General features: G+C 32.2%; 24 protein-coding genes and 1 tRNA gene. 14 read left to right on the top strand and 11 right to left on the bottom strand.

Features of this window, described 5'->3' with window-relative positions; all coding sequences use genetic code 11:
• The first annotated feature begins 7 nt into the window (after positions 1–7).
• The 3 genes from Q0772_RS09355 (at position 8) to Q0772_RS09345 (ending at position 4,345) form a co-directional block, all read left to right on the top strand.
• Positions 8–541: an inorganic diphosphatase gene (locus Q0772_RS09355; protein ID WP_298343408.1), complete on the top strand. Its 534-nt coding sequence runs from the start codon at positions 8–10 to the stop codon at positions 539–541.
• Between the two features lie 297 nt (positions 542–838).
• The gene (locus Q0772_RS09350) at positions 839–3,259 is read left to right on the top strand and encodes a sodium-translocating pyrophosphatase (RefSeq protein WP_298343404.1); all 2,421 of its coding nucleotides are present in this window, start codon (positions 839–841) and stop codon (positions 3,257–3,259) included.
• Positions 3,260–3,346: 87 nt separating this feature from the next.
• Positions 3,347–4,345: a phosphatase domain-containing protein gene (locus tag Q0772_RS09345; RefSeq protein ID WP_298343402.1), complete on the top strand. Its 999-nt coding sequence runs from the start codon at positions 3,347–3,349 to the stop codon at positions 4,343–4,345.
• Between the two features lie 138 nt (positions 4,346–4,483).
• Here Q0772_RS09345 and Q0772_RS09340 read toward each other — a convergent pair whose 3' ends face one another.
• From Q0772_RS09340 to Q0772_RS09325, 4 genes are read right to left on the bottom strand one after another with little or no spacing between them, the layout of a single operon-like run.
• A complete protein-coding gene (locus tag Q0772_RS09340; protein ID WP_298343400.1) occupies positions 4,484–5,095 on the bottom strand; it encodes a deoxynucleoside kinase in 612 nt (203 codons plus the stop codon).
• 2 nt (positions 5,096–5,097) lie between these two features.
• Positions 5,098–5,877, bottom strand: a complete 780-nt coding sequence (locus tag Q0772_RS09335; protein WP_298343398.1) for a hypothetical protein — start codon at positions 5,875–5,877, stop codon at positions 5,098–5,100.
• Between the two features lie 34 nt (positions 5,878–5,911).
• The gene (locus tag Q0772_RS09330) at positions 5,912–6,595 is read right to left on the bottom strand and encodes a response regulator transcription factor (protein ID WP_298343396.1); all 684 of its coding nucleotides are present in this window, start codon (positions 6,593–6,595) and stop codon (positions 5,912–5,914) included.
• A complete protein-coding gene (locus Q0772_RS09325; protein WP_298343394.1) occupies positions 6,588–8,054 on the bottom strand; it encodes a HAMP domain-containing sensor histidine kinase in 1,467 nt (488 codons plus the stop codon). The genes Q0772_RS09330 and Q0772_RS09325 overlap by 8 nt, the downstream gene beginning before the upstream one ends.
• A gap of 124 nt (positions 8,055–8,178) precedes the next feature.
• Between Q0772_RS09325 and Q0772_RS09320 the strand changes: the two genes are divergently transcribed.
• The 5 genes from Q0772_RS09320 (at position 8,179) to Q0772_RS09300 (ending at position 13,845) form a co-directional block, all read left to right on the top strand.
• Positions 8,179–8,997, top strand: a complete 819-nt coding sequence (locus Q0772_RS09320; RefSeq protein ID WP_298343393.1) for a GLPGLI family protein — start codon at positions 8,179–8,181, stop codon at positions 8,995–8,997.
• A gap of 78 nt (positions 8,998–9,075) precedes the next feature.
• Complete coding sequence (locus Q0772_RS09315; protein WP_298343390.1) at positions 9,076–9,912, top strand: GLPGLI family protein; 837 nt, start codon at positions 9,076–9,078, stop codon at positions 9,910–9,912.
• Positions 9,913–10,013: 101 nt separating this feature from the next.
• Positions 10,014–10,883, top strand: a complete 870-nt coding sequence (locus tag Q0772_RS09310) for a GLPGLI family protein (RefSeq protein ID WP_298343387.1) — start codon at positions 10,014–10,016, stop codon at positions 10,881–10,883.
• A gap of 38 nt (positions 10,884–10,921) precedes the next feature.
• A complete protein-coding gene (locus tag Q0772_RS09305) occupies positions 10,922–13,666 on the top strand; it encodes a TonB-dependent receptor (RefSeq protein WP_298343385.1) in 2,745 nt (914 codons plus the stop codon).
• Between the two features lie 97 nt (positions 13,667–13,763).
• Positions 13,764–13,845, top strand: a tRNA-Tyr gene (locus Q0772_RS09300).
• Positions 13,846–14,099: 254 nt separating this feature from the next.
• Here Q0772_RS09300 and Q0772_RS09295 read toward each other — a convergent pair.
• From Q0772_RS09295 to Q0772_RS09285, 3 genes are all read right to left on the bottom strand, one after another.
• On the bottom strand, positions 14,100–14,723 hold the full coding sequence (locus Q0772_RS09295) for a tRNA (guanine-N1)-methyltransferase (protein WP_298343382.1): 624 nt from the start codon (positions 14,721–14,723) through the stop codon (positions 14,100–14,102).
• 323 nt (positions 14,724–15,046) lie between these two features.
• On the bottom strand, positions 15,047–16,495 hold the full coding sequence (locus tag Q0772_RS09290; protein WP_298343379.1) for a glyceraldehyde-3-phosphate dehydrogenase: 1,449 nt from the start codon (positions 16,493–16,495) through the stop codon (positions 15,047–15,049).
• Between the two features lie 142 nt (positions 16,496–16,637).
• Positions 16,638–18,035: a trypsin-like peptidase domain-containing protein gene (locus Q0772_RS09285; protein ID WP_298343377.1), complete on the bottom strand. Its 1,398-nt coding sequence runs from the start codon at positions 18,033–18,035 to the stop codon at positions 16,638–16,640.
• A gap of 339 nt (positions 18,036–18,374) precedes the next feature.
• On the opposite strand from Q0772_RS09285, the gene dapF reads away from it, so the two are divergent.
• The 5 genes from dapF (at position 18,375) to Q0772_RS09260 (ending at position 22,398) form a co-directional block, all read left to right on the top strand.
• Entirely contained in the window at positions 18,375–19,148 is a 774-nt protein-coding gene (dapF, locus tag Q0772_RS09280; protein ID WP_298343375.1) for a diaminopimelate epimerase, read from the top strand.
• Positions 19,145–19,669, top strand: a complete 525-nt coding sequence (locus Q0772_RS09275; RefSeq protein ID WP_298343372.1) for a GNAT family N-acetyltransferase — start codon at positions 19,145–19,147, stop codon at positions 19,667–19,669. The genes dapF and Q0772_RS09275 overlap by 4 nt, the downstream gene beginning before the upstream one ends.
• Entirely contained in the window at positions 19,670–20,716 is a 1,047-nt protein-coding gene (gene mltG, locus Q0772_RS09270) for an endolytic transglycosylase MltG (RefSeq protein WP_298343370.1), read from the top strand. It begins immediately after the preceding gene.
• Positions 20,716–21,627 (top strand): DUF2279 domain-containing protein, encoded by a 912-nt coding sequence (locus tag Q0772_RS09265; RefSeq protein ID WP_298343367.1) that lies wholly within the window; start codon positions 20,716–20,718, stop codon positions 21,625–21,627. The genes mltG and Q0772_RS09265 overlap by 1 nt, the downstream gene beginning before the upstream one ends.
• Before the next feature lie 111 nt (positions 21,628–21,738).
• Positions 21,739–22,398, top strand: coding sequence for a peptidoglycan-binding protein LysM (locus tag Q0772_RS09260; protein WP_298343363.1), 660 nt, complete (start codon positions 21,739–21,741; stop codon positions 22,396–22,398).
• A gap of 5 nt (positions 22,399–22,403) precedes the next feature.
• Here Q0772_RS09260 and Q0772_RS09255 read toward each other — a convergent pair whose 3' ends face one another.
• Genes Q0772_RS09255 through dnaA form a run of 3 tightly spaced genes read right to left on the bottom strand, consistent with a single transcriptional unit; the run spans position 22,404 to position 25,009 of the window.
• Complete coding sequence (locus Q0772_RS09255) at positions 22,404–23,120, bottom strand: SAM-dependent methyltransferase (RefSeq protein WP_298343358.1); 717 nt, start codon at positions 23,118–23,120, stop codon at positions 22,404–22,406.
• On the bottom strand, positions 23,121–23,570 hold the full coding sequence (locus tag Q0772_RS09250; protein WP_298343568.1) for a low molecular weight protein-tyrosine-phosphatase: 450 nt from the start codon (positions 23,568–23,570) through the stop codon (positions 23,121–23,123). It abuts the gene before it with no gap.
• 11 nt (positions 23,571–23,581) lie between these two features.
• Positions 23,582–25,009, bottom strand: coding sequence for a chromosomal replication initiator protein DnaA (dnaA, locus tag Q0772_RS09245; RefSeq protein ID WP_298343356.1), 1,428 nt, complete (start codon positions 25,007–25,009; stop codon positions 23,582–23,584).
• A 190-nt stretch (positions 25,010–25,199) separates the two neighbouring features.
• On the opposite strand from dnaA, the gene Q0772_RS09240 reads away from it, so the two are divergent.
• Positions 25,200–25,598: a thioesterase family protein gene (locus Q0772_RS09240; protein WP_298343353.1), complete on the top strand. Its 399-nt coding sequence runs from the start codon at positions 25,200–25,202 to the stop codon at positions 25,596–25,598.
• Here the strand turns inward: Q0772_RS09240 and Q0772_RS09235 are convergent, their stop codons facing one another.
• The gene (locus Q0772_RS09235; protein WP_298343350.1) at positions 25,599–26,207 is read right to left on the bottom strand and encodes a YigZ family protein; all 609 of its coding nucleotides are present in this window, start codon (positions 26,205–26,207) and stop codon (positions 25,599–25,601) included.
• Between the last annotated feature and the right edge of the window lie 4 nt (positions 26,208–26,211).

Here is a 26,211-nt window from a genome sequence, read left to right as displayed (position 1 = left end):
TATTGAAATGAGTAATAAAAAGAAAAAAACGGTAACATTTGATGTTTTAATTGAAATCCCAAAAGGAAGTAGAAATAAATATGAATATGATTTTGCATTACATAAAATTCGTTTTGATAGAACTTTGTTTTCTTCAATGATGTATCCAGGGGATTATGGATTTGTACCCGAAACTTTAGCTTTAGATCAAGATCCTTTAGATGTTTTAGTACTTTCAACAGAACCATCTTATCCCATGGTGGTAATGGAAGTGAGACCCATTGGTGTTTTTCATATGACAGACGAGAAAGGACCAGATGAAAAAATTATTTGTGTTCCAGTTTCTGATCCTGTTTGGAGTAAAAGAAGCGATATTTCAGATTTGAATCCACATAGACTAAAGGAAATTGAACATTTTTTCCAGGTTTACAAAGATTTAGAAGAGAAAAAAGTAGATACAGGCGGATGGGGAAATGCTGAAGAAGCTATTAAAATTTACCACGAATGTATAGAACGCTATAATAATAGTGAGCATAAGAAAAAGAGAACATTTACAATTTAGTTGCTCTCTTGTAAATTATAAAAAACCACCATATATAATTATGGTGGTTTTTTGTTTATGTGTTGTTTTGTTTTTACCTTTTTTAGTATTAATAATATCTATTTAATAGTTTAAAAGTTATTTTAAAATTCAATCGATAAGAACTTAAAAACTAATAATTGTCATAGTATTATTAATATAATAATTTAATGGCTTATTAAATATATTATCTTTAATTTATGTAGGCTTTTTTTATCACTTATATTTTCATATTTTGGTCGAGTTAAAAAAATAATTAATTAAAATTAACTAACTAATATGGAATTAATAGTAAAATTTTTACCGCTTTTTGGTGTTCTGGCTTTAGCGTTTGTATTTATTAAAAATGTTTGGGTTTCTAAGCAAGACGTTGGAGAAGCTAAAATGGCACGAATTGCTAAAAACATCTCTGACGGTGCCATGGCTTTTTTAAAAGCCGAATATAAAGTTTTAGCAGTTTTTGTTGCTGCAGTAGCGGTTCTGTTATACTTTAAAGGAAATGCGGAAGAAGGCTCTAACGGGATGGTAGCTGTTTCATTTATTGTAGGTGCTATTTGTTCTGCACTTGCTGGATTTATAGGAATGAAAGTAGCAACTAAAGCCAATGTAAGAACCACACAAGCTGCAAGACACTCTTTAGGTCGCGCATTAGAAGTTGCTTTTGCTGGAGGTGCAGTTATGGGCTTAGGTGTTGTAGGTCTTGGTGTTTTAGGACTGAGTGGTTTATTCATGATATATAGTGGACAAGGCTGGGAAATAGGAGAAATTCTTAATGTACTTTCTGGTTTTTCTCTTGGTGCTTCTTCAATTGCTTTATTTGCTCGTGTTGGTGGTGGTATTTATACTAAAGCTGCCGATGTTGGAGCTGATTTAGTTGGTAAAGTTGAAGCTGGTATTCCAGAAGATCATCCATTAAATCCTGCTACAATCGCTGATAATGTAGGTGATAATGTAGGTGATGTTGCTGGTATGGGAGCCGATTTATTCGAATCATATGTAGGATCAATTATTGGTACTATGGTATTAGGAGCTATTTATGCAACGTTACCAGAGTTTCAAGGAGCTTTTGATGGTTTAGGCGCTGTTTATTTACCTCTAGTGCTTGCAGCGGTAGGTATTGTAATGTCTATTCTAGGAACATTTTTTGTACGAGTTAAAGATGGTGGAAACCCACAGACAGCTTTAAACATTGGAGAATTTGGTTCTGCCGGTTTAATGTTAGTAGCATCTTATTTTATAATTAATGGTATGTTACCAGAATCATGGGTTGATGCAGGAACAACATACACATCTATGGGTGTGTTTTGGGCAACTATTGCTGGTTTGGTAGCTGGTTTAGCAGTAGGTAAAATAACTGAGTATTATACTGCAACAGGAAAAAAGCCTGTATTATCTATTGTAAAGCAATCTGAAACAGGGGCTGCAACGAATATTATTTCTGGTTTGGGTGTTGGTATGATGAGTACAGCAATCCCAATTCTTTTAATTGCTGCTGCTATTATGGTGTCTCATCATTTTGCAGGGTTATATGGTATTGCTATTGCGGCAGTAGGTATGTTAGCAAATACAGGAATACAATTGGCTGTTGATGCCTACGGACCAATTTGTGATAATGCTGGAGGTATTGCTGAAATGGCAGAATTGCCAAGTGAAGTTAGAGAGCGTACTGATAAATTAGATGCTGTTGGAAATACAACTGCTGCTATTGGAAAAGGATTTGCTATTGCTTCTGCAGCATTAACTGCTTTAGCATTATTTGCTGCGTTTATGAAAACAGCTAATGTAACTTCAATTGATGTGTCTAGACCAGATATTATGGCTGGTTTATTAATAGGTGGTATGTTGCCATTTGTGTTTTCTGCATTATCAATGAATGCTGTAGGGCGTGCAGCTATGGCAATGATTGAAGAAGTTCGTCGTCAATTTAGAGATATTCCTAAATTAAAAGCTGCTTTAGAAGTTATGAGAGCAGTTGATTCGGATATGACAAAAGCGACTGCAGAACAAAGAAAAATATTTGATGAAGCTGATGGTGTTGCAGATTATGGAAAATGTATAGATATTTCAACTAAAGCCTCTATTAAAGAAATGGTATTACCTGGTTTATTAGCTATTGCTGTTCCAGTTGCTGTTGGTTTTTTAGGAGGTGCAGAAATGTTAGGAGGTCTTTTAGCTGGTGTTACTACTTGTGGTGTGCTTATGGCAATTTTCCAGTCTAACGCTGGTGGTGCTTGGGATAATGCTAAGAAAACTATAGAAGAAGAAGGTAGAAAAGGAACAGATGCACACAAAGCAGCTGTTGTTGGTGATACTGTTGGAGACCCTTTTAAAGATACTTCAGGCCCTTCTTTAAATATTTTATTAAAATTAATGTCTGTTGTAGCTTTAGTTATAGCACCAAGTATCGCTATTTCTGCGGATAGCTTAACGGCTTATGCTGATACTACTAATGCAACAGAACAGGCAGAAGTTTTAAAAGAAGTTAAAGTAGAAATGACAAAAAATGATGATGGAACTACAAAAGCAGTTGTTACAACAGTTACCACTAAAAATGGAGAATTATCAACAGCTTATGAAACTTTTGAAGGTACTGAAGCAGAAGTTAAAGCCAATATTAATGCTTTAAAAGAAGATGGTAGAGATATTATTGTTGAAACAAAAAAGATTGTAAAAGAGTTAGAGGAAGCGGTTGTAAACTAAAACCTTTTACTTTTTTAAGATGATATAAAACCACGCTACAAAGCGTGGTTTTTTGTATTTTTAAATTGAAAAAATAATGCTGTTTTAATGTTTAAAAAAGACCCACTTCAAATCATAGGTTTTCAAACCTATGGCACTAAAAACCATTTGTATTTAAGAGGGAGAGCTTTAGAGGATGAAAGTATAAACTTAGAAAAGCGCGGTGCATTTAAGTTGTTTATTAATGCGTGGAAACGTTTTGAGACTGATGAAATAAAGTATACAGCGCTTAGTGTAAAAATTGGAAAAGAGAAAACATTTTATGCGAAAACAGATAACAGAGGTTATTTTCTAATAGATGAACAGGTTGAAGATATAAGTGTTTATGCAAATAAAGAAGGGTGGATACAATTAGAGTTTTCATATCGTGAAGAGCAACTTAAACGTGTCATACAATCTGATAATCGTTTCTCAGGACAGATGTTAATTCCTTCAAATAAAGCAGCTTTTGGGGTAATTAGCGATATTGATGATACGATTCTTCACACAGGTTTAACTTCCATATTAAAATGGCGTGTTTTAATTAATACTTTGTTGACTTCGGCAGATCAAAGATTGCCTTTGGAAGGTGCTCCAGAATTTTATAATTTACTGCATCAAGGTAAAACAGGGAAAGAGGCAAACCCCATATTTTATGTAAGCCATAGTCCTTGGAACCTATACCGATATTTAGAATTTTTTTTAAAAAAGAATAATTTTCCCAAAGGACCTATTATACTCAGAAATTTTCCTAAACCTTTTGCTAGAAGGCAGAAAGACGAAAAACCTCAAAAGCAAAAAGAGATTATTAATCTTTTAAAGACGTACCCTAAGCTTGAGTTTGTTTTAATTGGAGATAGTGGCGAACATGATCCTGATATTTATATGGAAGTTGCAGAAATGTATCCAGGTAGAATTTTGGCTATTTATTTAAGAAGTGTTAATCATAAAAAGAAAATGTTAAGGGTGATTAACTTATATAAAGATTATACAAAGATTCCTGTTTTATTGGTTGATAGTACCAGTGATGCTATTAAGCATGCTAAGATTAATGGCTTTATTGCTTGAAAAAGTAAAATGTTTTTTGGTAAAGCAATAACCTAAGTTGGTAAATGCGTTAGGGATTGTAAAGGATAGCTTTTGGCGAGGCATGCATCGAGCCAAAACTAGTAATGGAAAGCCCGACCCTTCTGGGTAACGCCATAATTAAAACAACCCGTTTATCTCAGCGTCTATGGTATTAATAACGTTTCCTAAGTCTTCAGGGTTATCCACAAAGTTTAAATTATCGACGTCTATGATTAGTAATTTACCTTTATAATCGTGAATCCAAGCTTCATAGCGTTCGTTAAGCCTGCTTAAATAATCAATACTTATTGAGTTTTCGTAGTCACGACCACGTTTGTGAATTTGCGAAACTAAATTAGGTATTGAGCTACGTAAATAGATTAGAACATCGGGACCTTTTACAAGAGATTCCATTAAATCGAAAAGAGATTTGTAGTTTTCAAAATCTCGATTAGTCATTAAGCCCATGGCATGCAAATTTGGTGCAAAAATGTGGGCGTCTTCATAAATGGTACGATCTTGAATAATGTCTCTACCGCTTTGACGAATTTGTAAAACCTGACGAAATCTACTATTTAGAAAATATACCTGTAGATTGAAACTCCAACGTTCCATTTGATTGTAGAAATCATCTAAGTAAGGATTATCCACTACATCTTCTAATTGCGCTTCCCAGTTGTAATGTTTTGCTAATAATTTAGTGAGCGTAGTTTTTCCAGCCCCAATATTTCCGGCAATAGCAATGTGCATGGTTAATCGATTTTTAATTGAAATTCCTGCAAAAATTCAGAGTTGTAAATATACAAGGTTTCGTTGGTTACAAAAAACTGATTTATTAACAAATTTCCTGTTTTTATAGGAAAAATATTATCTGTGTTTTTTTTGTTGTATAAGAGTTTGTTTTCTTTTTTAAGGATTATATCCCCGTTAGTTTCAGCTAATTCTGTATACCCTATATTTTTAATTTTTTTAACTAAACTCCCGAAGTAATTATATTTATACAAATAGTTTTCTGTAAGCAACCAACAAAAATTATAATTACTTTTTAAATCAAGTACTGAACTTTGCACAGGTACAGTTTGTGCTCTTGAGGTTCTGCTCTTATAATCAAATAATTCTAGCTTTTGTAAGTCTTGATTAAATACCCAAATGGTATTATCGTGCCCAGTTGAAATATGAGTGACGTTCTTGTATGGAATTAAACTGTTAAAATCTATTTTAAATATTTCTGCTAAACGATTATCAAGAATGATTACGGTATTAAAATCTTTATAAAGTAAATTGATTTTTAAAGGGTTGAATGCGTTTGCAGATGCAATATTACCAAGTTGTAAGTTATTATAAGTAATCAAGGTATTCTCTACTTTTTTTAGAATAACATCATCTTTCAAATAGAAGATTGTTCCAAAATTATCTATGGCTACAAGTTTATCGAATACTATATCTGTTTTTTTTATTGAAGTTGTTTCTATAGGCTTTTGTGCACTTGTATAAAGTGTAAAAAACAGGAACATGTAAATTATAGCTCTCATAGCAGCTTGAAAAGTACAAAAATCAAACCACTTTTTAGTAAATTAGTTTATAGCCAAAGCCTCTAACATTAATTATTTCAATATTAGAATCTTGCTTTAGCTTTTTTCTAAGCTTGGTTATAAATACATCCATACTTCTTGCACTGAAAAAATCATCATTTCCCCAAAGTTTATTTAAAATTAAAGAACGATTTAAGACCTGATTTTTATTTTTTACAAGATGAAACAGTAAATGAGATTCACGATGCGTTAATGGAATTTTGTCTTCGTCTTTAAACTGAAGCGTTTGCTTTGGGAAATTAAAAGTATACTGGCTAATCTCAATGAGAGCTGAATGTTTTTGCTTTTTACTTCGGTTCAATAGGTTATTGATTCTAACGATTAACTCTTCCATGCTAAATGGTTTTTTTAGATAGTCGTTACCACCAATAGAAAACCCTTCTACAACATCCTGTGTTTGCGATTTTGCTGTTAAAAATATAATAGGAATGGTATCATCAATATTTCGGATTTCTTTGGCTAATGTAAAACCATCTTTTTTTGGCATCATTACATCTAAAACTAATAAATCTGGTGTTTCAACTTGATATTTTTTTAATGCAACCTCGCCATTTTCGCAAAGTTTAACTTCAAAACCCCTAGTTTCAAGACTTTCTTTTATAATTTGTCCAAGAGCAGCTTCATCTTCAGCTAATAAAATTTTTACAGGCTTATGCATGAGGTATAGAAATTTTGAATGTTGTTAGTTTGTTTTTTAAGTCTAAATGAATATTACCTCCATGCTTGTCAATGATAGTTTTTGTGTAGTATAAACCAATACCATAGCCCTTTACATCGTGTGTGTTTCCTTTTGGAATTCTATAAAACTTTTCGAAAATACGTTGTTTGTTTTCTGCTCTTAAAGTATTGCCATTATCTGAAATGGAGATTTCTATGTACTTAGAATTATTATTGAGTGCAATAGAAATTTCGTCTCCTCCATATTTAATCGCGTTATCTAAAATATTGTTTAGCGCATTTTCAAAGTGAAATTTATCAGCACTAATATTCAACATTTTTACATTAATATGAGATTTGAATAATTTATCTGGGTTATGAGTTTTATATCGAGTTATTAAATTATCAAGAAGCGCAACGAGATCTAAAGATTCTTTATGAAATTCTAAGGATTCACTATCCAAAGTAGCGGTTTCCAATAGTTTTTCAACCATAAGATTTAACTTTGAAAGCTGATTAGATGACATATCAACATACTTTTTCGTTTTTTCTTTATCATTAATGGCGTTAAAACTATTAATACTTTCTAGAGCCACACCAATAGTAGCAATGGGCGTTTTAAACTCATGTGTAATATTACTAATTAAATCATTTTTAATTTCAGCTAACTGTTTCTGGTTTTTTATAACCTTAAGTAAATAGAATAAAGCGCTAATAATAGAGACTACTAATAATATAGAAATTATGATACTACCAAAACTTTGTTTTAAAATAATACTTGTAGCATTTGGATAGGCTATTTCTAAAACTTCATTTTGTTTTAAAAATGTTGATTTAGACCGAGCTTTTAAGAAGTTTGGTTTTTCCTTTTCTGCATTAAATATATTAAATAAACTATCGTGCTTATAATGTTTTAAAACATACTCAAATTCTAATTTCTTTCTGTTAAACTCACTTTTTATTAAAGGGTTTAGCTTTGCAAAATCTAAGGTGTCGTTCTTTATAGAGATAAATATAGAAGTGATACCTTTAAGGAGTTTAATACTATCTGCAGCTTTTGTACCTTTTATAACACGTACTTGAGAAATATGGTTTTTTCCTTTACGAAATGTAAAACCACTATCATTGCCTTTCAGTTGTGTGAAGCCAGAAATACCTTTGCCACTTAAAACTTTATGTTCCTTGGTTATACTATTTAGAATTGAATCTGTGTTTAATTTTAGCTTCCCTTGGTTCAATATAGACAGGGTGTCTGTTTCAATTAAAGTTAAGTTATTAGATTCTGCAAGTTCAGCATAATAAGTATCTAAAGCATTATCTAAACTTACCTGTACTTGATTTATAAAATTCTGCTTATTTAGTAGATAATTTTTATAATTCCAATAACCTTGTACTACTATGGTTAGAATAATAGTAGTAACAATTATATAGAGTAGCCATCTGTATTTTTGCTCGTTCATTAATCCAAAAGTAAATGTTAAAAATCAATAAAACCAATCGGTTAACACACGTTAACACTAGTTAACTTTAAATACAGAAATTCTACTACATATTTGTACTTCATTAATCAAAAAACGAACAATTATGAAAAACAACTATGTCTATTTCTTGTTATTGCTATTTACTACAAGCGTAATAGCACAAAATTTCCAAGGGGTTGCCACCTACAAATCGCACCGAAAAGTAAATTTAAAAATGGGTAATAAGGAGATGAGTGATGAAAAGCAGAAGCAAATTCAAGAACAATTGAGAAAACAGTTTCAGCAAGAGTATACACTTACATTTAACAAGCATGAATCTATTTACAAAAAAGAAGAAAAGTTAGCGGCTCCTAATCCTTTTCAATCTGGAATTAAAATTAAAGTATCACAGGCATCAGATATTTTATATAAGAATATAAAAGAAGGCAGATTTTTAAATAAATCTGAAATTTATGGAAAGGTATTTCTAATAAAGGACACATTGACTAATAGAAAATGGGAACTCGTAAACGAAACTAAAAACATTGGGAATTACACTTGTTTTAAAGCAGTTTTTAAAGATGAATATACCACTGAAACTTTAACAGAAATGGGAGTAATTGAAAAGGTTACCAAACCTAGAACAACGACTGTTTGGTATACACCACAAATACCCATTAATAATGGTCCAGCAGAATATTTTGGATTACCCGGTTTGATTTTAGAAATGAATGATGGCGACTTAACTTTAGTATGTACCAAGATTGTTTTGAACCCCGAAGAGGAAGTAAAGATTGTTGAACCCAGTAAAGGAAAAGAAGTTAATCAAAAGGAATTTGATGACATTCGAGAAAAAAAATCTCAAGAAATGATGCAACAATTCAAATCTAAAAGCGGACGGGATAACAATGGAGAGCGATTAATGATAAGGATTGGAGGATAGTATATATTTGGTATTCTAAGAGCTATCAAATAATGGTGTTTAATAAATTTATATATTTGTTAAACAAAATAGACTATTATGGAAAGTTGGAGTATTAAAATTATTGTTTTGTCCTTATTGGTATTAGTGTCATTTTCTGTAAAATCTCAAGATTTTCAAGGAAAAGCTTATTATTATTCAAAGTCAACTATGGAATTGGGTAAATGGGGAGCTAAACTTAGTGCTCAACAAAAAAAACAAGTTCAGGAACGCTTAAAAAATAGATTAGAGAAGACTTATATTTTGACTTTTAACAAAGAAGAATCTTATTTTAAAGAGGATGAAAAATTAGATGCTATGTCTGGAGCAACAGACTCGTGGGGTCAGAATTTCACTCCGGGACCACAATACAAAAATGTAAAAGATAATCTATTGATGCAAGAACAAGAGTTTTATGGTAAGAAGTTTTTAATAAAAGATGCATTACAAAAATTAGACTGGGTGATGGGGGATGAGACTAAAATGATAGGGAATTATACCTGCTTTAAAGCGGTGACAGTAATACCAGATTCTGAATTGAATTGGTGGTCATTTTCTTGGGATAAATTAAGAAATCAAGAAAAAAATGAGAGCTCCGAAAAAACTGAAGAAACTGATATAGAAGAGATTCCAATGACACAGATAGTAGCATGGTACTCGCCACAAATTCCTATAAGTCAGGGACCTTTAGAGTATTGGGGGTTGCCAGGTTTAATTTTAGAAGTTAGCGTAGGAAATACAACTATATTATGTTCTAAAGTCATTTTGAATCCGAAAGAAAAAACTAAACTAGAGGCTTCTGATAAAGGTGAAGTGGTTACCAAAAAGGAATATCAATCTATTGTAATGGAAAAAATGAAAGAGTTTAGAGATAATCGTGGAAGAAGACGCCCTTAATAGTAATAAAAACAAGTTGTTTTTTTAACGAAATATTAACGTCTCAGTTTTAAACCTAAAGGTGGTATCTTGGTCTAAGATACATGTAATTTCACACCTCTATGAAAACATTACCTTTAAAATTAACGGTTTTTCTTTTTATTTTTTTTATTTCTTTTTCTTCAAGTGCTCAAGATTTTCAGGGCAAAGCTTATTATTTTTCGAAAACAACGATGGATATGAGCCGCTTTGGTAGAGGAAGACAATTGAATGAACAACAGAAAAAACAAATGGCTGAACGTTTGAAATCTATGTTCGAGAAAACATACATTTTAACGTTCAACAAAGAAGCGTCTATTTATAAAGAAGATGAGAAATTAGCTATGCCAGGTAATGGTAGAGGGCCAAGTATGTTTGGAAGTAGCTTTTCTGCAGGTCCACAGTACAAAAATATCAAGGAGCATTTGTTTTTGCAAGATCAAGAGTTCTTCGGAAAACAATTTTTAATTAAAGAAGCACTTAAACCATTAGACTGGGTAATGGGTACTGAAACTAAACAAATAGGACAGTATTTATGTTTTAAGGCAACAGCTAAAAAAGAATCTACAGATGTTGAATTTCCACCAAGACGACGAGAAGAAAACGAAAAGAAGCCAGATTCTTTGAAGATCAAAGACGCAGTTGAAAACGAAGAAGATAACGTTAAGATGATTGAAGTTGTTGCTTGGTATTCGCCACAAATCCCTGTTAGTCATGGGCCTTCTGAATATTGGGGATTGCCTGGTTTAATATTAGAAGTTAGTGCAGGCAACACAACCATGCTTTGTTCAAAAATTATTATAAACCCAGAAGAAAAAACTAAAATTGAAGCTCCAGAAAAAGGTGAACAAGTTACTAAAATGGAGTATAACGAAATCATCACAAAAAAAATGCAGGAATTTAGAGATAGTCGAAGGCGAGGAGGTGGCAGACCGGGAGGAAGGCGAAATTAGACTTCGAAACATTTCATGCGCTAATCAATCAAAAAATCATGATAAAAAAACTAATTATAACGATGTTACTTTTAGTAACGCATCTTTCATTTACGCAAGTAAAAATGCAAGGTATTGTAAAAGATAGCATTGGATCTCCATTAGAACTAGCAAATGTTATAGCCATTAATCAGGAATCTAAAACCTTACAATCTTATGGTATAACAGATCAAAAAGGTTTTTACAAACTTAGCTTATCTAAAAATTCTACTTATAGCATTCAAGTAAGTTATATTGGAATGAAAACCTTCACAGAAACAGTAACAACAAAAACTACTGATATAACTAAAGATATTGTACTTACTGCCGACAATGCTCTAGATGCTGTAGAGCTAACTTATGAAATGCCTGTAACGGTTAAAGGCGATACTTTAATTTATAATGCTGATTCTTTTAAAAATGGCTCGGAACGTAAGTTGGAAGATGTTTTAGAGAAGCTTCCTGGTGTTGAAATTAATGATGATGGTCAAGTTGAAGTAGAGGGAAAAGTAGTTAATAAGCTTATGGTTAATGGTAAAGATTTTTTTGATGGTGATACCAAATTAGGTATTAAAAATATACCATCTAATGCTGTTGATAAAGTACAGGTTTTACGAAATTATTCTGAAGTTGGGCAATTAAGGAGTGTAACTAATAATCAAGATAATGTAGCTTTAAATATTAAGCTTAAAGAAGGTAAAGAAAACTTTTGGTTTGGTAATGTTACAGCAGGTGCGGGCAGTTCTCCTGATAATGAATTGTATTTAGTGCAGCCAAAACTATTTTATTACAGTCCTAAGTTTAGTTTAAACTTTATTGGCGATTTAAATAATACAGGGGAGTTAGCTTTAACACGACGAGATATAAGAGGTTTTGGAGGTGGTTTTAGAGCTCCAAGCAGGAGTAGTGGTACGTCTATAAATCTTGGAGACAACAGTTTAAGTTTTTTAACAACTCAAAATAATGCGTTAGAGATTGAAAACAAACTTGCTGCATCCAATTTTAGTTACTCACCAAACAGTGCTTTAGATATTAGTGGATTTGCTATTTATAACAGTAGTAGAATCCTATCAAGAGAAGAAAGTTTTATCCAATACACCGATTCAGGTATTCCTGATGAAGAAATTACTCAGAAAAGTAAAGAACGTTCTAACCAAGGGCTTTTAAAACTGAGTGCTTCCTATAAACCTAATGTTAATAATCAAATGGATTATGATGTTTTAGGACGCTTTTCTAAAGATGTACAAACCCAAAACCTTTTTTCGTCGATTGTTTTAAACACCAATCAGTTAGATGAAGTAACACCTTTTAGTATTAATCAAAACCTAAACTATTATTACACGCTAAACGAGACTAATATTTTTGCTTTTGAAATACAACATTTAATAAAGAATGAGGACCCTTTTTATAACGCTCTTTTAGAAAACAACCCTGATACTAATGGAGATGACATTGATAGAGATGCTTTTGATAGGACTGCCGAATCTATTGGATTTATTACGTCTCTTGATAATTATGATTTAGGACAAAACCGACGTATAAAATCTAATCAAGTGGATGCTAAATTGGATTATTATAATATTCTTAATGATAAAAGTAATATCAATTTCACACTTGGTACCATTTTAAGCAAGCAAGAATTTAATTCTAATATCTTTCATTTTTTAGAGGATGGTACTCAGTTTGAACCAACACCAACTATTCCCAACGATGATGGGGATTTGTTAAGTGCTACAAATGATACCGAATATAACTTTACGGACTTGTATTTAGGTGTGCACTACACACTTAAAGCTGGTAAATTTACATTTACTCCTGGGTTTTCATTACATGCCTACGGCAATAAAAACAGTCAGTTTGGAGAAACTTATGAAGATAATTTCTTTAGGTTTTTGCCAGATTTTGAAACCCGTATTCAATTCAAAAAGAGTGAAAGTTTAACATTGCGTTACAGTATGAGGAATCAATTTACAGATGTTACACGTTTAGCAGAAGGTTTGGTATTTAATAACTTTAATAGTATACAATATGGTGAGCCAGAATTGCAAAATGCATTGTCACATAATGTGAGTTTATTTTACAGAAGTTTTAATCTGTTTAATTATACTAATGTGTTTGCGCGTTTATCTTATAATAAAAATATAGACCAAATACGGGGCTTAACTAATTTTGATAATGTTATTAGAACGAGCTCATTTTTCAATTCTAATTTTGCAGATGAAAGTGTTTCTGCTAACGGACGTATACAACGTACTTTTGGTAAGTTAAGAGCATCATTAACAACAAGTTTTAATTATAGTAAAATCAATCAGTTTATTCAAGGCAGGCAATCTTTAAATGAGCGTTTTACACAGAGTTATATCCCAGAGTTAAGAACAAATTTTAGAGAAGCACCTAATGTGAGATTTAGATACCGTTACAGTGTTTCAGATAATAACCAAGGTACTAATTCAACAAAATTTGTTACTAATGCGCCATCAATAAATTTTGATGCCTATATCTGGAAATCATTAACTTTTAGAACAGATTACACGTATAGTAATCAGGATGATGGAGTAAATCCATCACAATCTTTTGAAACTTGGGATGCATCATTGGCTTATAGAAAAGATGAAGACTCTAAATGGGAATATGAAATTAAGGCAACTAACTTATTAGATATAGATTCTAGAATAAGAAACAGTGCTAGTAATTTATCTGTTCGTAATTTGGAAACATTTATTCAACCTCGATTTGTTTCATTTAGAGTACGTTATGAATTATGATTTGATGCTCCTGAATTTGTTTTATAGCTAGATGTAACAAAAAATTATTTTTCCTTTTGCAGAATTAAGAAACAATAATATATTTGCGCTCAGTTTTGGGGAGATACTCAAGCGGCCAACGAGGGCAGACTGTAAATCTGCTGACTATGTCTTCGCAGGTTCGAATCCTGCTCTCCCCACGGATAAATAGAAAAAGCAAGCAAAATATAAAGCTTGCTTTTTTATTTTGTAGGTTTTTCTATTTTCAAAACGTAGTTTTCAGGATTGGGGAATTAGGGTATTTAATCCTGCTCTCCTCACTTAACTCGAAAAGTTTGCATAAGAATGCAAACTTTTTTTAAATATTTAATAAATAAATACACCGCTATTTTAAAACAAAAAAAGGTTGAATTTTAAAATTCAACCTTTTTAATTATAATTTTATGTGGTGTAATTAACCTTTCTTTTGTTTGTTTATTTCATCTTGCAGTTGACGTCTAACTTTTTGCTCACGCTCTAGAGCTGTTCTGCGGTGCTCTTCAAACTCTTCTTCAATTTCAGCTAAGTTGTGTTTTGCTTCTCGAGTTATGGCATTACTACTTTTGAACTTATATATAAATAAAATTAATAATGCTAATAACCCTCCAATAATAGCCCACATAAGCACATTGTAATTGGTTTTGCTCATTTGCATGCCAAATAATGCCATGTTATTTTTTTCTTCGTTGGTTTTATCTAAATTGGTTTGTGTGCTAGAAAGGTTTGTTTTTAAATTAGCGATTTCTTTGGCTTGTGTTTTAACTACAGCTTGAGTTTCTGCTAGGTTTTTATGAACCGTTTTTAAAGAATCTAAAGTATGTGCTCTTAAGGCTAAAAACATACTGCGTTTTACTGCTTCATAAGCTTGACCGTTTGTGCCTTTAAAGTTGCCAGATTTTCTTAAAATATACTCAAACTGATTATCGATAGTGCCATTGTATAAGGATAATTTGTCATCGTCTTGTTTTACTTGAGAAAATGAGGTTAAGCTTATTAAACATGTAAATACTATTAAAAGTAAAGATTTGATAGGATTCATTTTTAAAATGGATTTATTGGTTGTATTTGGTATGCGAATTTATAAAATATTGTGAATTAATTGATTATAAATTATTAAAAAGCCTCATAAAAATGAGGCTAATGTATATACGATTCAAATATGAAATTGGATTTTCTCTTTACGTTGCCGAGGCTACAGCAAAGAAACTATGAGTTTTGTTATGGTGTATATTGTTGGCAGTTATACCCGCGTTAGGGATTGAAGAGGAAAGCCCACAGCGAGGTACGAGCGAGGACTTGTAACGTAAAGCCCGACCCCGCAATAAGCGGGGTAACGCCCTAAAATTTTATATCATATTTATTTTAATAGTATGTGTAGCGTCTAACTTTAGCGATGTATTTTGCTAAACGTATAACTTGATGGCTATAGCCATACTCGTTATCATACCAAATATATAGCAATACATTTTTACCGTCTTTTCTAACTATAGTGGCTTTACTATCATAAATAGATGGTGCTGAACTACCCACAATATCGCTAGAAACAAGCTCATCACTTAATTCGTACTTTATTTGTTCAACTAAATCACCTTCTAAAGCATATTTCTTTAAAATGGTATTTACGCCATTAAGTGATGTTTTGTTTTCTAATTCTAAGTTAAGGATAGCCAACGAACCATTAGGGACTGGTACTCTAATAGCGTTTGATGTTAATTTACCTTCTAAACTTGGTAATGCCTTTGCCACGGCACTTCCTGCACCAGTTTCTGTAATTACCATGTTTAAACCTGCAGCTCTTCCGCGACGGTATTTTTTATGAAAATTATCAACCAAATTTTGGTCGTTAGTATAAGCATGAATGGTTTCTAAATGGCCACTTTTAACTCCAAAAGAATCTTCTACGGCCTTTAAAACAGGACTAATAGCATTAGTTGTACAAGATGCTGCCGAAAAAATATTCACTTTATCCGGATCATTTTCTTTATGATTAACACCGTAAACAATGTTTGGAACCCCTTTTCCTGGTGCAGTTAGTAATACTTTATCTACGCCTTTAGATTTTAGGTGTTTACTAAGTGCTGCTTTATCTCTGAAAGCACCTGTATTATCAATAACCAAAGCGTTATTGATGTTGAATTTTGTATAATCTATCTCTTCTGGTGAGTTTGCAGAGATAATTTTTACGGTTGTACCGTTAATTATTAAAGCATTATTGGCTTCGTCAATAGAAACTGTACCTGGGAAATCGCCATGTACAGAATCATTACGTAGTAACGATGCTCTTTTTTCTAGTATTTGAGCATCGATTGCTCCTCGAGTTACTATAGCTCTTAATCGTAGTTGGCTACCTTTTCCCGTTCTTACCATAAGCTCTCTAGCCACTAATCGTCCAATTCTACCAAAACCATAAAGCACAACATCCTTAGGCTCTATATTTCCGTTTTTACTAGCATCTTTAAGTTTTGAAGCTACAAATGCTTTGGCGTTGTTATGTTTGTTATCATCTAAATGATACTCGTAAGTTAATTTGCCAATATCTAATTTTGCAGGAGGCACGTTTAAACTTTTAATAGCCTGAGCAATTTCTACGGAATCAAAAATTGAAATGGGTTTTTGTACAAATTGACCTGCATATTCATGCAGATTTAAAATTTGACTTACATTTCTATCAATAAGTTGATTACGGAATAAAACTAACTCAATAGACTTGTCATACCACAAATCACTGACTGTTTTAATAAATTCAACGGTAGCTTTTCTTCGGTCTGCTTGAAATGCTAATTCTTTTTCATAAGTTTTGTTAGAACTCATAGCTTAAATAGTTTAGTTTGATTTGATCAATTTTGGCAAAAGTACCATATTTCAAACGTTTTCGTAAGCTATTTTAATAAAAAAATAACCCTTCAAAAATTTATATATTTGAAGGGTTAATTAATTCGGTAAACGAACAATTTTATCTAAAATTATAGCGCTCTTTTTCTCCGTTGGTATTAATAAGTTCTATTCTTAAAGCCTCAGAATTAGATTTTTTTAGAGCATTTTGTATATCATCAACAGATGTGATTTTAACATCATTTACAGAGGTTATAATGCAACCCTCTTCAATACCATTTTTCTGCCAATAGTCGGCATATTGGGAATTCAATTCTGTAATTTTAACTCCATGACTCGCTTTGAATCTTTTTAGGTCAGAGGATTTTGCATTTTTAACTCTACCAACCAAAGGCATTGTAAAGGTCTCATTTCTGGCTAAAGTAACAGGAATTGTTCTGCTTTCTCCATCTCTTAACACTCTTAAGTTTACAACATCATCAGGACGTTTTGTATTTAAATGACCAGTTAAATCAGAGAATTTAGAGATTTTGATATTATCAATTTCTTTAATAATATCTCCTTTTAGTACTCCAGCTTTTTCTGCTCCAGAATCTTCAATAACGCTATCAATATAAACACCCTCGGTATCCGAAACACCTATTTTTTCAGCCATAATGCTATTTAAAGCACCACCTTGAATACCCAGAATACCGTTTTGTACATTACCATATTCCATAATATCTTCAATAACTTTTCTAGCAATGTTGCTAGGTACGGCAAATGAGTACCCTACATAAGAGCCTGTTTGCGAAGAAATAGCTGTATTAATACCTACCAATTGCCCTTCTGTGTTTACAAGTGCACCACCAGAATTACCTGGGTTTACAGCGGCATCAGTTTGTATAAAGGATTGTCTGCTAGTTCCAGACAAATCTCTCGATTTAGCACTAATGATACCAGCAGTAACGGTAGATGTTAAATTAAAAGGGTTGCCAACAGCTAAAACCCATTCGCCAATTTTAGCATTGTCAGAATCAGCAAACGTTACATATGGTAAATCCTCATCTGCTTCAATTTTTAAAAGAGCAATATCTGTTTTTTCATCTGCTCCAATTAATTCTGCAACGTAGGTTTTGTTATTATTTAGGGTTACAGAAAGTTCATGAGCGTTATTTATAACATGGTTATTTGTAATAATATACCCGTCTGCATTAATAATAACTCCAGATCCTGTTCCCAGTTGAGCACGTTGCGAGTTTCTTCCAGAAAACAAATCTTGTAATGTAAATTGCCCAGAGCTAAGCGTAACATTTTTTACGTGTACTACAGCATTTACTGTGTTTTCTGCAGCCAAGGTAAAATCTGGTGCGTCTTCATTATTTAAAAACGCGTTTACGTTACTTGTAGGCAAAAAAGCAGGTTTAATCTGTTCTGCTACAACAACTGGTTGTTCTTTTTCTAAAAAAAATTTGTAGGCTCCTAATGTAAAAATACCACCTAAAGCCGAAACCAATACTAATGTTAAAATCTTCTTCATAATGTGCGTTTAAGTTTTATTTATTAACGATTAAAATTAATTAAATATTGAATTGCAAATACAACTTTAACGACTATTTAACAATCCATTCACTCTATCTTATTTTGGCGTTACCACAAGGGTCGGGCTTTCCAATACAATCTTTTTTAAAGCTTCGCTTCGGTATCTTCAACCAAAAAATATTTTGGTTTCGATAGTCTCAAAAAAGGATTTCCATTACAATCCCTAACGCAACTCCCATTCAAAATTAAGGTATTAAATAAGCTTTTTTATTACTGGCAATAACTCAATTAAAATCATAAAAAAATTAAAAACACTTCTTTATCTTTGTCACATATTATGCAGCAAACTTTTTACAAATACCAAGGAACTGGAAACGATTTTGTGATGATTGATAATCGTCAACAAACATTCGACAAAAATGATACCAAACGCGTTAAGTTTTTATGTGACAGACGTTTTGGCATAGGGGCAGATGGTTTAATTCTGCTGGAAAACCATCCTGAGTATGATTTCAAGATGGTATATTATAATGCAGATGGTAATGAAAGTTCTATGTGTGGTAACGGTGGGCGTTGTTTGGTTGCTTTTGCAAAACAACTCGGTGTCATAAAAGATCAAGCAGTTTTTGAAGCCATTGATGGTTTACACCATGCCGAAGTTAATGGTGATATTGTTAAATTACAAATGTTGGATGTTAACACTGTAGAAAACCATAAAACTCACGTATTCTTAAATACAGGTTCTCCGCATCATGTGCAATTTGAAAATAAAATAGAAGATTTCAATATAAAATCCAAAGGTGCGGAAATTCGATATGGTGCACCATATAATGAAGCTGGAAGCAACGTGAATTTTGTAAAAAAGCAATCTGATGATGCTTTTAAAGTAAGGACTTACGAGCGTGGGGTGGAAGACGAAACCTTATCTTGTGGTACAGGTGTTACAGCTGTTGCAATAGCAATGCATTATATTGGTGAAACCGAAAAAAATCACGTTACTTTAAATGTTGAGGGCGGAAAGTTAGAAGTTTGTTTCGATGCAGATAATAATACCTATACCAATGTATGGCTTATCGGTCTAGCAACTTTTGTTTTTAAAGGCACGATATGATAACTCTAAAAGGCGATAATATTTATTTACGTGCTTTAGAGCCTGAAGATTTAGAGTTTATCCATACCATTGAAAATGATGAAACCATTTGGGAAATTAGTAATACCCAAACACCATATTCTAAATTTCTAATCAAACAATATTTAGAACATGCGCACAAAGATATTTTTGAAGTGAAACAATTACGATTAGTTATTTCAAATTATCAAGACGCTGCTTTAGGTATGATTGATTTGTTTGATTTTGATTTTAAAAATAAAAGGGCAGGAGTAGGTATCTTAGTTAAAGAACCCAATGATAGATTAAAAGGTTACGGAAAAGAAGCACTTGGTTTGTTAATCAATTATGCTTTTAATCATTTAGATTTGCATCAGTTATATTGTAATATTTCTGAAGAAAACGATGCCAGTATCCAGTTGTTTAAAAATAAAGGTTTTGAGCAGATAGGGTTAAAAAACGATTGGAACTACGTTAATGGTTCTTACAAAAACGAATATTTATTTCAACTTATTAATAAATAGATGAACTATATAAAAAAAATACTATTAGTAATACTCATTATTGGTCTTATTGTAGCAGCATTTTTTGCAAATTTTGTCTACAAAGCGATGTTAAAGCCTAATACCGCTTTTAATAATGAATCAGCTTATATATTTGTGCCAACAGATGCGACCTATCAAGAAGTTCGAGAGCAATTGGAACCTTTGTTGGAAGATATTGATTCTTTTGATGATTTAGCTGCACAAAAAAAATACACAACTAACATTAAAGCAGGTCGTTTTGAAATAAAAAAAGGAATGACTAATAATGATATTATCAATTCCATCAGAAGTAAAAATCTTCCAATTACTGTGGCTTTTAATAATCAAGAAACCCTTGAGAAACTTGCAGGTCGTGTAGCTAACCAAATTGAAGCAGATAGCACATCGCTTATTAATGCTATGAAAGATGTTTCTTTTTTAACAGAAAACGGTTTTAAAGCAGAAACAGCTCTGGGAATGTATTTACCTAATAGTTATGAGTTTTTCTGGAATACCTCTGCGGAGTCTTTTAGAAAACGTATGCTCAAAGAGTATAAACGCTTTTGGACAGATGAAAAAATTAAAAAAGCCAATAACATTGGTTTGTCTCCAGACCAAGTAATAGCTCTAGCATCTATTGTTTACGAAGAATCAAAAGCGGCTTCAGAGCAACCTAGAATTGCTGGAGTTTATATGAATAGACTAAGAATTGGGATGCCACTTCAAGCAGATCCTACTTTAAAATTCGCCGCATATAAATTACCAAAGTATAAAAACACAGTTATAAAGCGTGTTTTAAATGTGCATAAAGAGATAGAATCACCTTACAATACATATAAGAGAAGAGGTTTGCCACCAGGTTTAATTGCAATGCCAGATATTTCGGCTATTAATGCGGTTTTAAATCATGAGAAGCATAAATACTTATATTTTGCAGCAGATGCAAAACGTTTTGGGTACCATAAATTTGCTAAAACTTTAGCGCAACATACTGTTAATGCTCGAGAATATCAGCGTTACTTATCATCACAAGGGATAAATAAATAGTGCGTCATTCTATACTAAAACATAGTATTCTATTTGTTTTATTGCCAGTTATTACATTTTCTCAATCTAAGTTAGATTCCTTTTTAACACCAAGTGACACACTCAATAAACCAAGGCGAAATACTGTTGTTATTTCGGAAGCCACTATAGGTACTATCACGCTTGTTGGTTTAAACCAACTTTGGTATTCAGATTTTGACCGCTCAAAATTTCACACCATAAATGATAATAATGAGTGGTTACAAATAGATAAATTAGGTCATGCCTTTACATCCTATCAATTAGGAAAGCATGGTGCACAACTTTTAAACTGGAGTGGTGTAAGTAAGAAGCATCAGTTGATGTATGGCGCTACTTTAGGTTTTACCTTTTTAACAGCGGTAGAGGTTCTTGATGGTTACTCTAATGAGTGGGGGTTTTCCTGGGGTGATATTTTGGCAAATGGTGCGGGCACAGGACTTTATATTGGGCAAGAATTATTGTGGAATGAGCAAAGAATTGCCATAAAGTATTCATTTCATCATACTAAATATTCAAAAGCACGTCCAGATAAACTTGGAGAAACGTATTTAGAGCAAATTTTGAAAGATTACAACGGGCAAACCTATTGGCTAAGTGTTAATTTACATTCTTTTTTTAAAGAAAGTAAGCTCCCAAAATGGCTTAATGTGGCTTTTGGCTATGGGGGAGACGGCATGCTCTCGGGTACAAAAGATATTGACAATTCCCTGTTAACAACTAATCAACGATATAGGCAGTACTATTTAAGTTTTGATTTAAATTTGGATAGAATTAGGACAAACTCAAAGTTATTGAGGTCTATTTTTGACGTTTTGAACATGGTGAAAATACCACTTCCAACTATAGAATTCAACAAAAATGGAACAGTATTTCATCTATTGTACAACTAAAAACAGACATTAAACGATTAATTTTGAAGTTATTAAAAAAAAGACTAATTTTGCACGCTCAAATTTCAAGGCATATTTTAAATTAAAAATAAGCTGAAAAAATTTAAAATTATGGTAAAAAATATTGCAAGTTACATTACCCTGACGCTTACAATATTAGCACTATTGTATGTATCGTTTCAAACAGATGAAGCGATTGATTTAAGTAAGTATTCAACTGAAGGCTTAGACTTAAATTACACTGTTAGTAAAGATGTTATTGATTTAGATAATGCTTTGGTGACTAACGATGCTAAAAATGAATTCTCACCGTATTTAGGAAAATCCTTTGTTGGCTTTAAAGAAGCATTAGCATTTAAAGAGTCTGGAGGTGATTATTCTTCTGTAAACACTTACGGTTACCTTGGTAAATACCAATTTGGAGCAGAAACACTTAAGCTTATTGGGATTAAAAATCCTGTAAAGTTTTTAAACAGCCCAAGATTACAAGAAAAGGCATTTATTGCAAATGCAGCTCGTAACAAATGGATTTTAAGACGTGATATTAAGAACTTTGTAGGTAAGCGTATTAATGGAATTATTATTACAGAATCTGGAATATTAGCTGCAGCGCATTTAGCAGGACCAGGAAGTGTAAAGAAATATTTAAGAAGTTATGGCTTACATAATTTTGCTGATGGTTATGGAACTACAGTGTATTATTACATGAAGCGTTTTTCAGGATATGATACCTCTTTTGTAAAAGCAGATAAAAAGGCTAAAGCTATTTAAATACTTTAGTTTTTATGAATTATAAATATGGTAGGTCTCTTATGGAGGTCTACCTTATTTTTTTTCCATTGGTTGGCTGTTAGCGTTTTTATAAACTCACTTTTTAAAGTTATATCACAAGCTACACAAACATGGGTATTGTTTTCTAAAATTGACGATAAATCGTCAAGCATTTTATTATTCCTGTAGGGTGTTTCAATAAATAGTTGCGATTGATTATGCTCAAAAGATAGACGCTCTAAACGTTTAATTTCGCTTTTTCGTTCACCTTTATCAATGGGTAAATAACCATTAAAAGCAAAGCTTTGACCATTCATTCCAGAACTCATAATAGCCATCAATATTGAGGATGGTCCAACTAGCGGAATAACCTTAATGCTTTTCTCATGAGCAATTTTTACAATATCCGCACCAGGATCAGCTACTCCTGGACATCCCGCATCAGACAGAAGACCAACATCAATTCCTTGTAAACAAGGGTTTAAAAAAGTGGGTAAATCGGCTACATTTGTGAATTTATTTAAATGAAATAAATGAAGTGATGGTTGAGATTTTTCTGGACATATTCTTTTTATAAAACGTCTAGCAGCTTTGTCGTTTTCAACAATAAAAGTATCAATCTTGTTGATGGTTTCTTTAACGGTAATAGGTAAAACCTCAAGAGGTTCATTGTCTCCTAAAGTATTTGGTATAAGGTATAATTTGCCTTTTTGTGTGTTCATTTATTGTAGTTGTTGGGCTATAATTTCACAAGCCTCATCAAGCATTTGGTAGACATTTTCAAAACCATGGTCTCCTCCATAGTAGGGATCTGGTACTTCGTAGTTTTTATTTGGGTGTACTTCATTTAAAATCATTTTCACCTTGCCAGTATCTTCAGGGGTTCTAGCTAGTTTAACAACATTTTGAAAATTGGATTCATCCATAACATAAATTAGATCAAAACCATCAAAATCTGAAACTTCAAATTGACGACCTCTTAAATTAGATATATCTAGTCCGTGTTTTTTGGCAACAGCAATAGAACGTTTATCTGGGGAACTTTCAATATGGTAGCTTGCGGTTCCTGCAGAGTCTACAATAAAGTTTTTTGAAAGTTTTGATTTTAAGATGCCTTCTGCTAGAGGAGAACGACAAATGTTTCCTAAGCAAACCATCAAAATCTTTGTCATCATGAAATTATTTAAACAGAAAGTTTTTTGGTAATATCTTCAACGTATTTTCTAAATTGTTTATCTGTTGAAGATAGATTGTCAACCGTTTTACATGCATGTAGAACAGTGGCATGATCACGCTTTCCAATCTGAGAGCCAATACTAGCAAGAGATGCTTTAGTGAATTTTTTTGCAAAAAACATAGCTAATTGACGAGCCTGAACAATATGACGCTTTCTTGTTTTTGATTGTAATGTATCGATATCCATTTGGAAGTAATCTGAAACTACTTTTTGGATATAATCAATAGAAACCTCACGTTTAGTATTCTTAACAAATTTCTCTACAATAATTCTTGCTAAATCAAGGGTGATTTCTTTTTTATTGAAAGATGATTGAGCAATTAAGGAAATAATTGCACCTTCAAGTTCTCTTACGTTTGTTTTTATGTTTTTGGCAACATACTCAACTATATCATCAGGCATTTCAACACCATCTCGATACAATTTGTTTTTAAGTATAGATACGCGCGTTTCAAAATCAGGATTCTGTAATTCAGCAGATAAACCCCACTTAAATCTTGATAATAAACGTTGTTCAATATCCTGCATATCAACAGGAGCCTTGTCACTAGTTAAAATAACTTGCTTTCCATTTTGATGTAGGTGATTGAAAATATGGAAGAATACATCTTGTGTTCCACTTTTTCCTGAAAGAAATTGTACATCATCTATAATAAGGACATCAATAATTTGATAAAAATGAATAAAATCATTTCTGTTATTCTTTTTTACGGCATCAATGTATTGTTGTGTGAACTTCTCAGCAGAAATGTATAAAACTGTTTTTTCAGGATACTTATCTTTAATATCAACACCTATAGCGTGAGCTAAATGTGTTTTCCCTAATCCAACACCACCAAATATTAATAATGGATTAAAGGATGTGCCTCCGGGTTTGTTAGCAACAGCTAATCCTGCGCTTCGAGCTAAGCGATTAGAATCTCCTTCTAAGAAATTTTCAAAACTATAATTAGGATTTAATTGCGATTCAATCTTTACGTTTCTAATCCCTGGTATTACAAATGGATTACGTAACTCTGGGCTTTTATTGTTTAAAGGGACGTCAACATCTTGAGATTTGAGTGCACCTCTATTAGAACTCGGAATTTTTTCAGTAAAAGGTTGTTTGTTGCCATACGTGTTTTCCATTTTAATTATGTAAACAAGTTTGGCAGTTTCACCCAATTCTTTGGTAAGGGCAACTTTTAAGATTTTAACATAATGCTCTTCAAGCCATTCATAAAAGAACTTACTAGGAACTTGAACGCTCAATGCATTATCTGTTAGTTTAACTGCTTTAATTGGTTCAAACCAAGTTTTATATGCTTGCGGTTGGATGTTATCCTTTATGAATTCGAGACAATTATTCCAGACCGATTGCGCAGTTATCCCCATTTGTTAATCTTATTTTTTGGTTTTTGTTAGTTATATGTATAAGAGACATATAAATGTCTTCCCCCTTAATTGAGCAACAAATATGTGAACAAAATTCTTAAAAAAAAAATGATTTACTATTGAATTTTAAGAAATTTTTCCTCATGTTTGGCCTCTTGCCGAAACTACAAAAAAATATTCAATAAAACTCATGAAAATCGATGAAATACAAATAAGAGTGAGATACGGTGAAACCGACCAAATGGGAGTTGTGTATCACGGTAATTATGCACTATATCTTGAAATGGGGCGAATTGAGTGGTTGAGAAAACTTGGAGTTTCATACAAATCAATGGAAGAGAATGGTATTATGTTACCTGTTGTTTCTCTTAATATAAACTATAAAAAATCAGCAGGTTATGACGATGTAATTAATGTAAAAACTCAACTAAAAAGAACCCCAACTGCTAAGATTGAATTTGAGTACGAAATTACTAATGAAAAAGGCGAAATTTTGACAACTGCAGAAACAGTTTTGGTTTTTATAGATATGAAAACCAATAGGCCTACGAGAGCACCACAATATCTTCTTGACTTAATTGAAGGTTGATCAGAGCTTCTTGATATTAATTTTATGTAGTTTACTAAAGGTTTCAAATACAAAATTGGAGTTATTTTTTCTTACCGAAATAGTTATCTGACAATCGAGTCCTAATTTCTGATTAATAATATCAAGTGATTTCTCTTTAATTATACGCATAACCGTATTCATATGCTCATAATCAAAAATTATAAGATACTCTATGTTTATAGTTTTTTCAATAATTGACGATGCATCTAGAGCTAATTGAGCTGTAGATCTATAAGCATTAATTAATCCACCAACACCTAATTTTACACCGCCAAAATATCTTACTACAATAATTAAAACATTAGTAACCTCAAAAGATTGAATTTGTCCATAAATAGGCTTACCAGCAGAATTACTTGGTTCCCCGTCATCATTAGTTCTATACAATATAGATTCTGTTCCTATTTGATATGCATAACACCAATGTCTTGCAGAGTGGTGTTCTTTTTTAACTTCTTTTAGTCTAGATTTTATTTCGGTTTCATTGCTTACTGGAAAGGCATAACCAAAAAATTTACTGTTTTTATCTTTAAATAAAACAGGCTCAGAAACTTTAGCAATAGTTTTATATGTGTCTTTTTCTAACAATGAA

Origin of the sequence: uncultured Algibacter sp., assembly GCF_947490405.1 — a bacterium.
GTDB lineage: Bacteria > Bacteroidota > Bacteroidia > Flavobacteriales > Flavobacteriaceae > Algibacter_B.
Note: the sequence above shows the minus strand (reverse complement) of the source record. Positions and strands in the feature narration are given on the sequence as shown.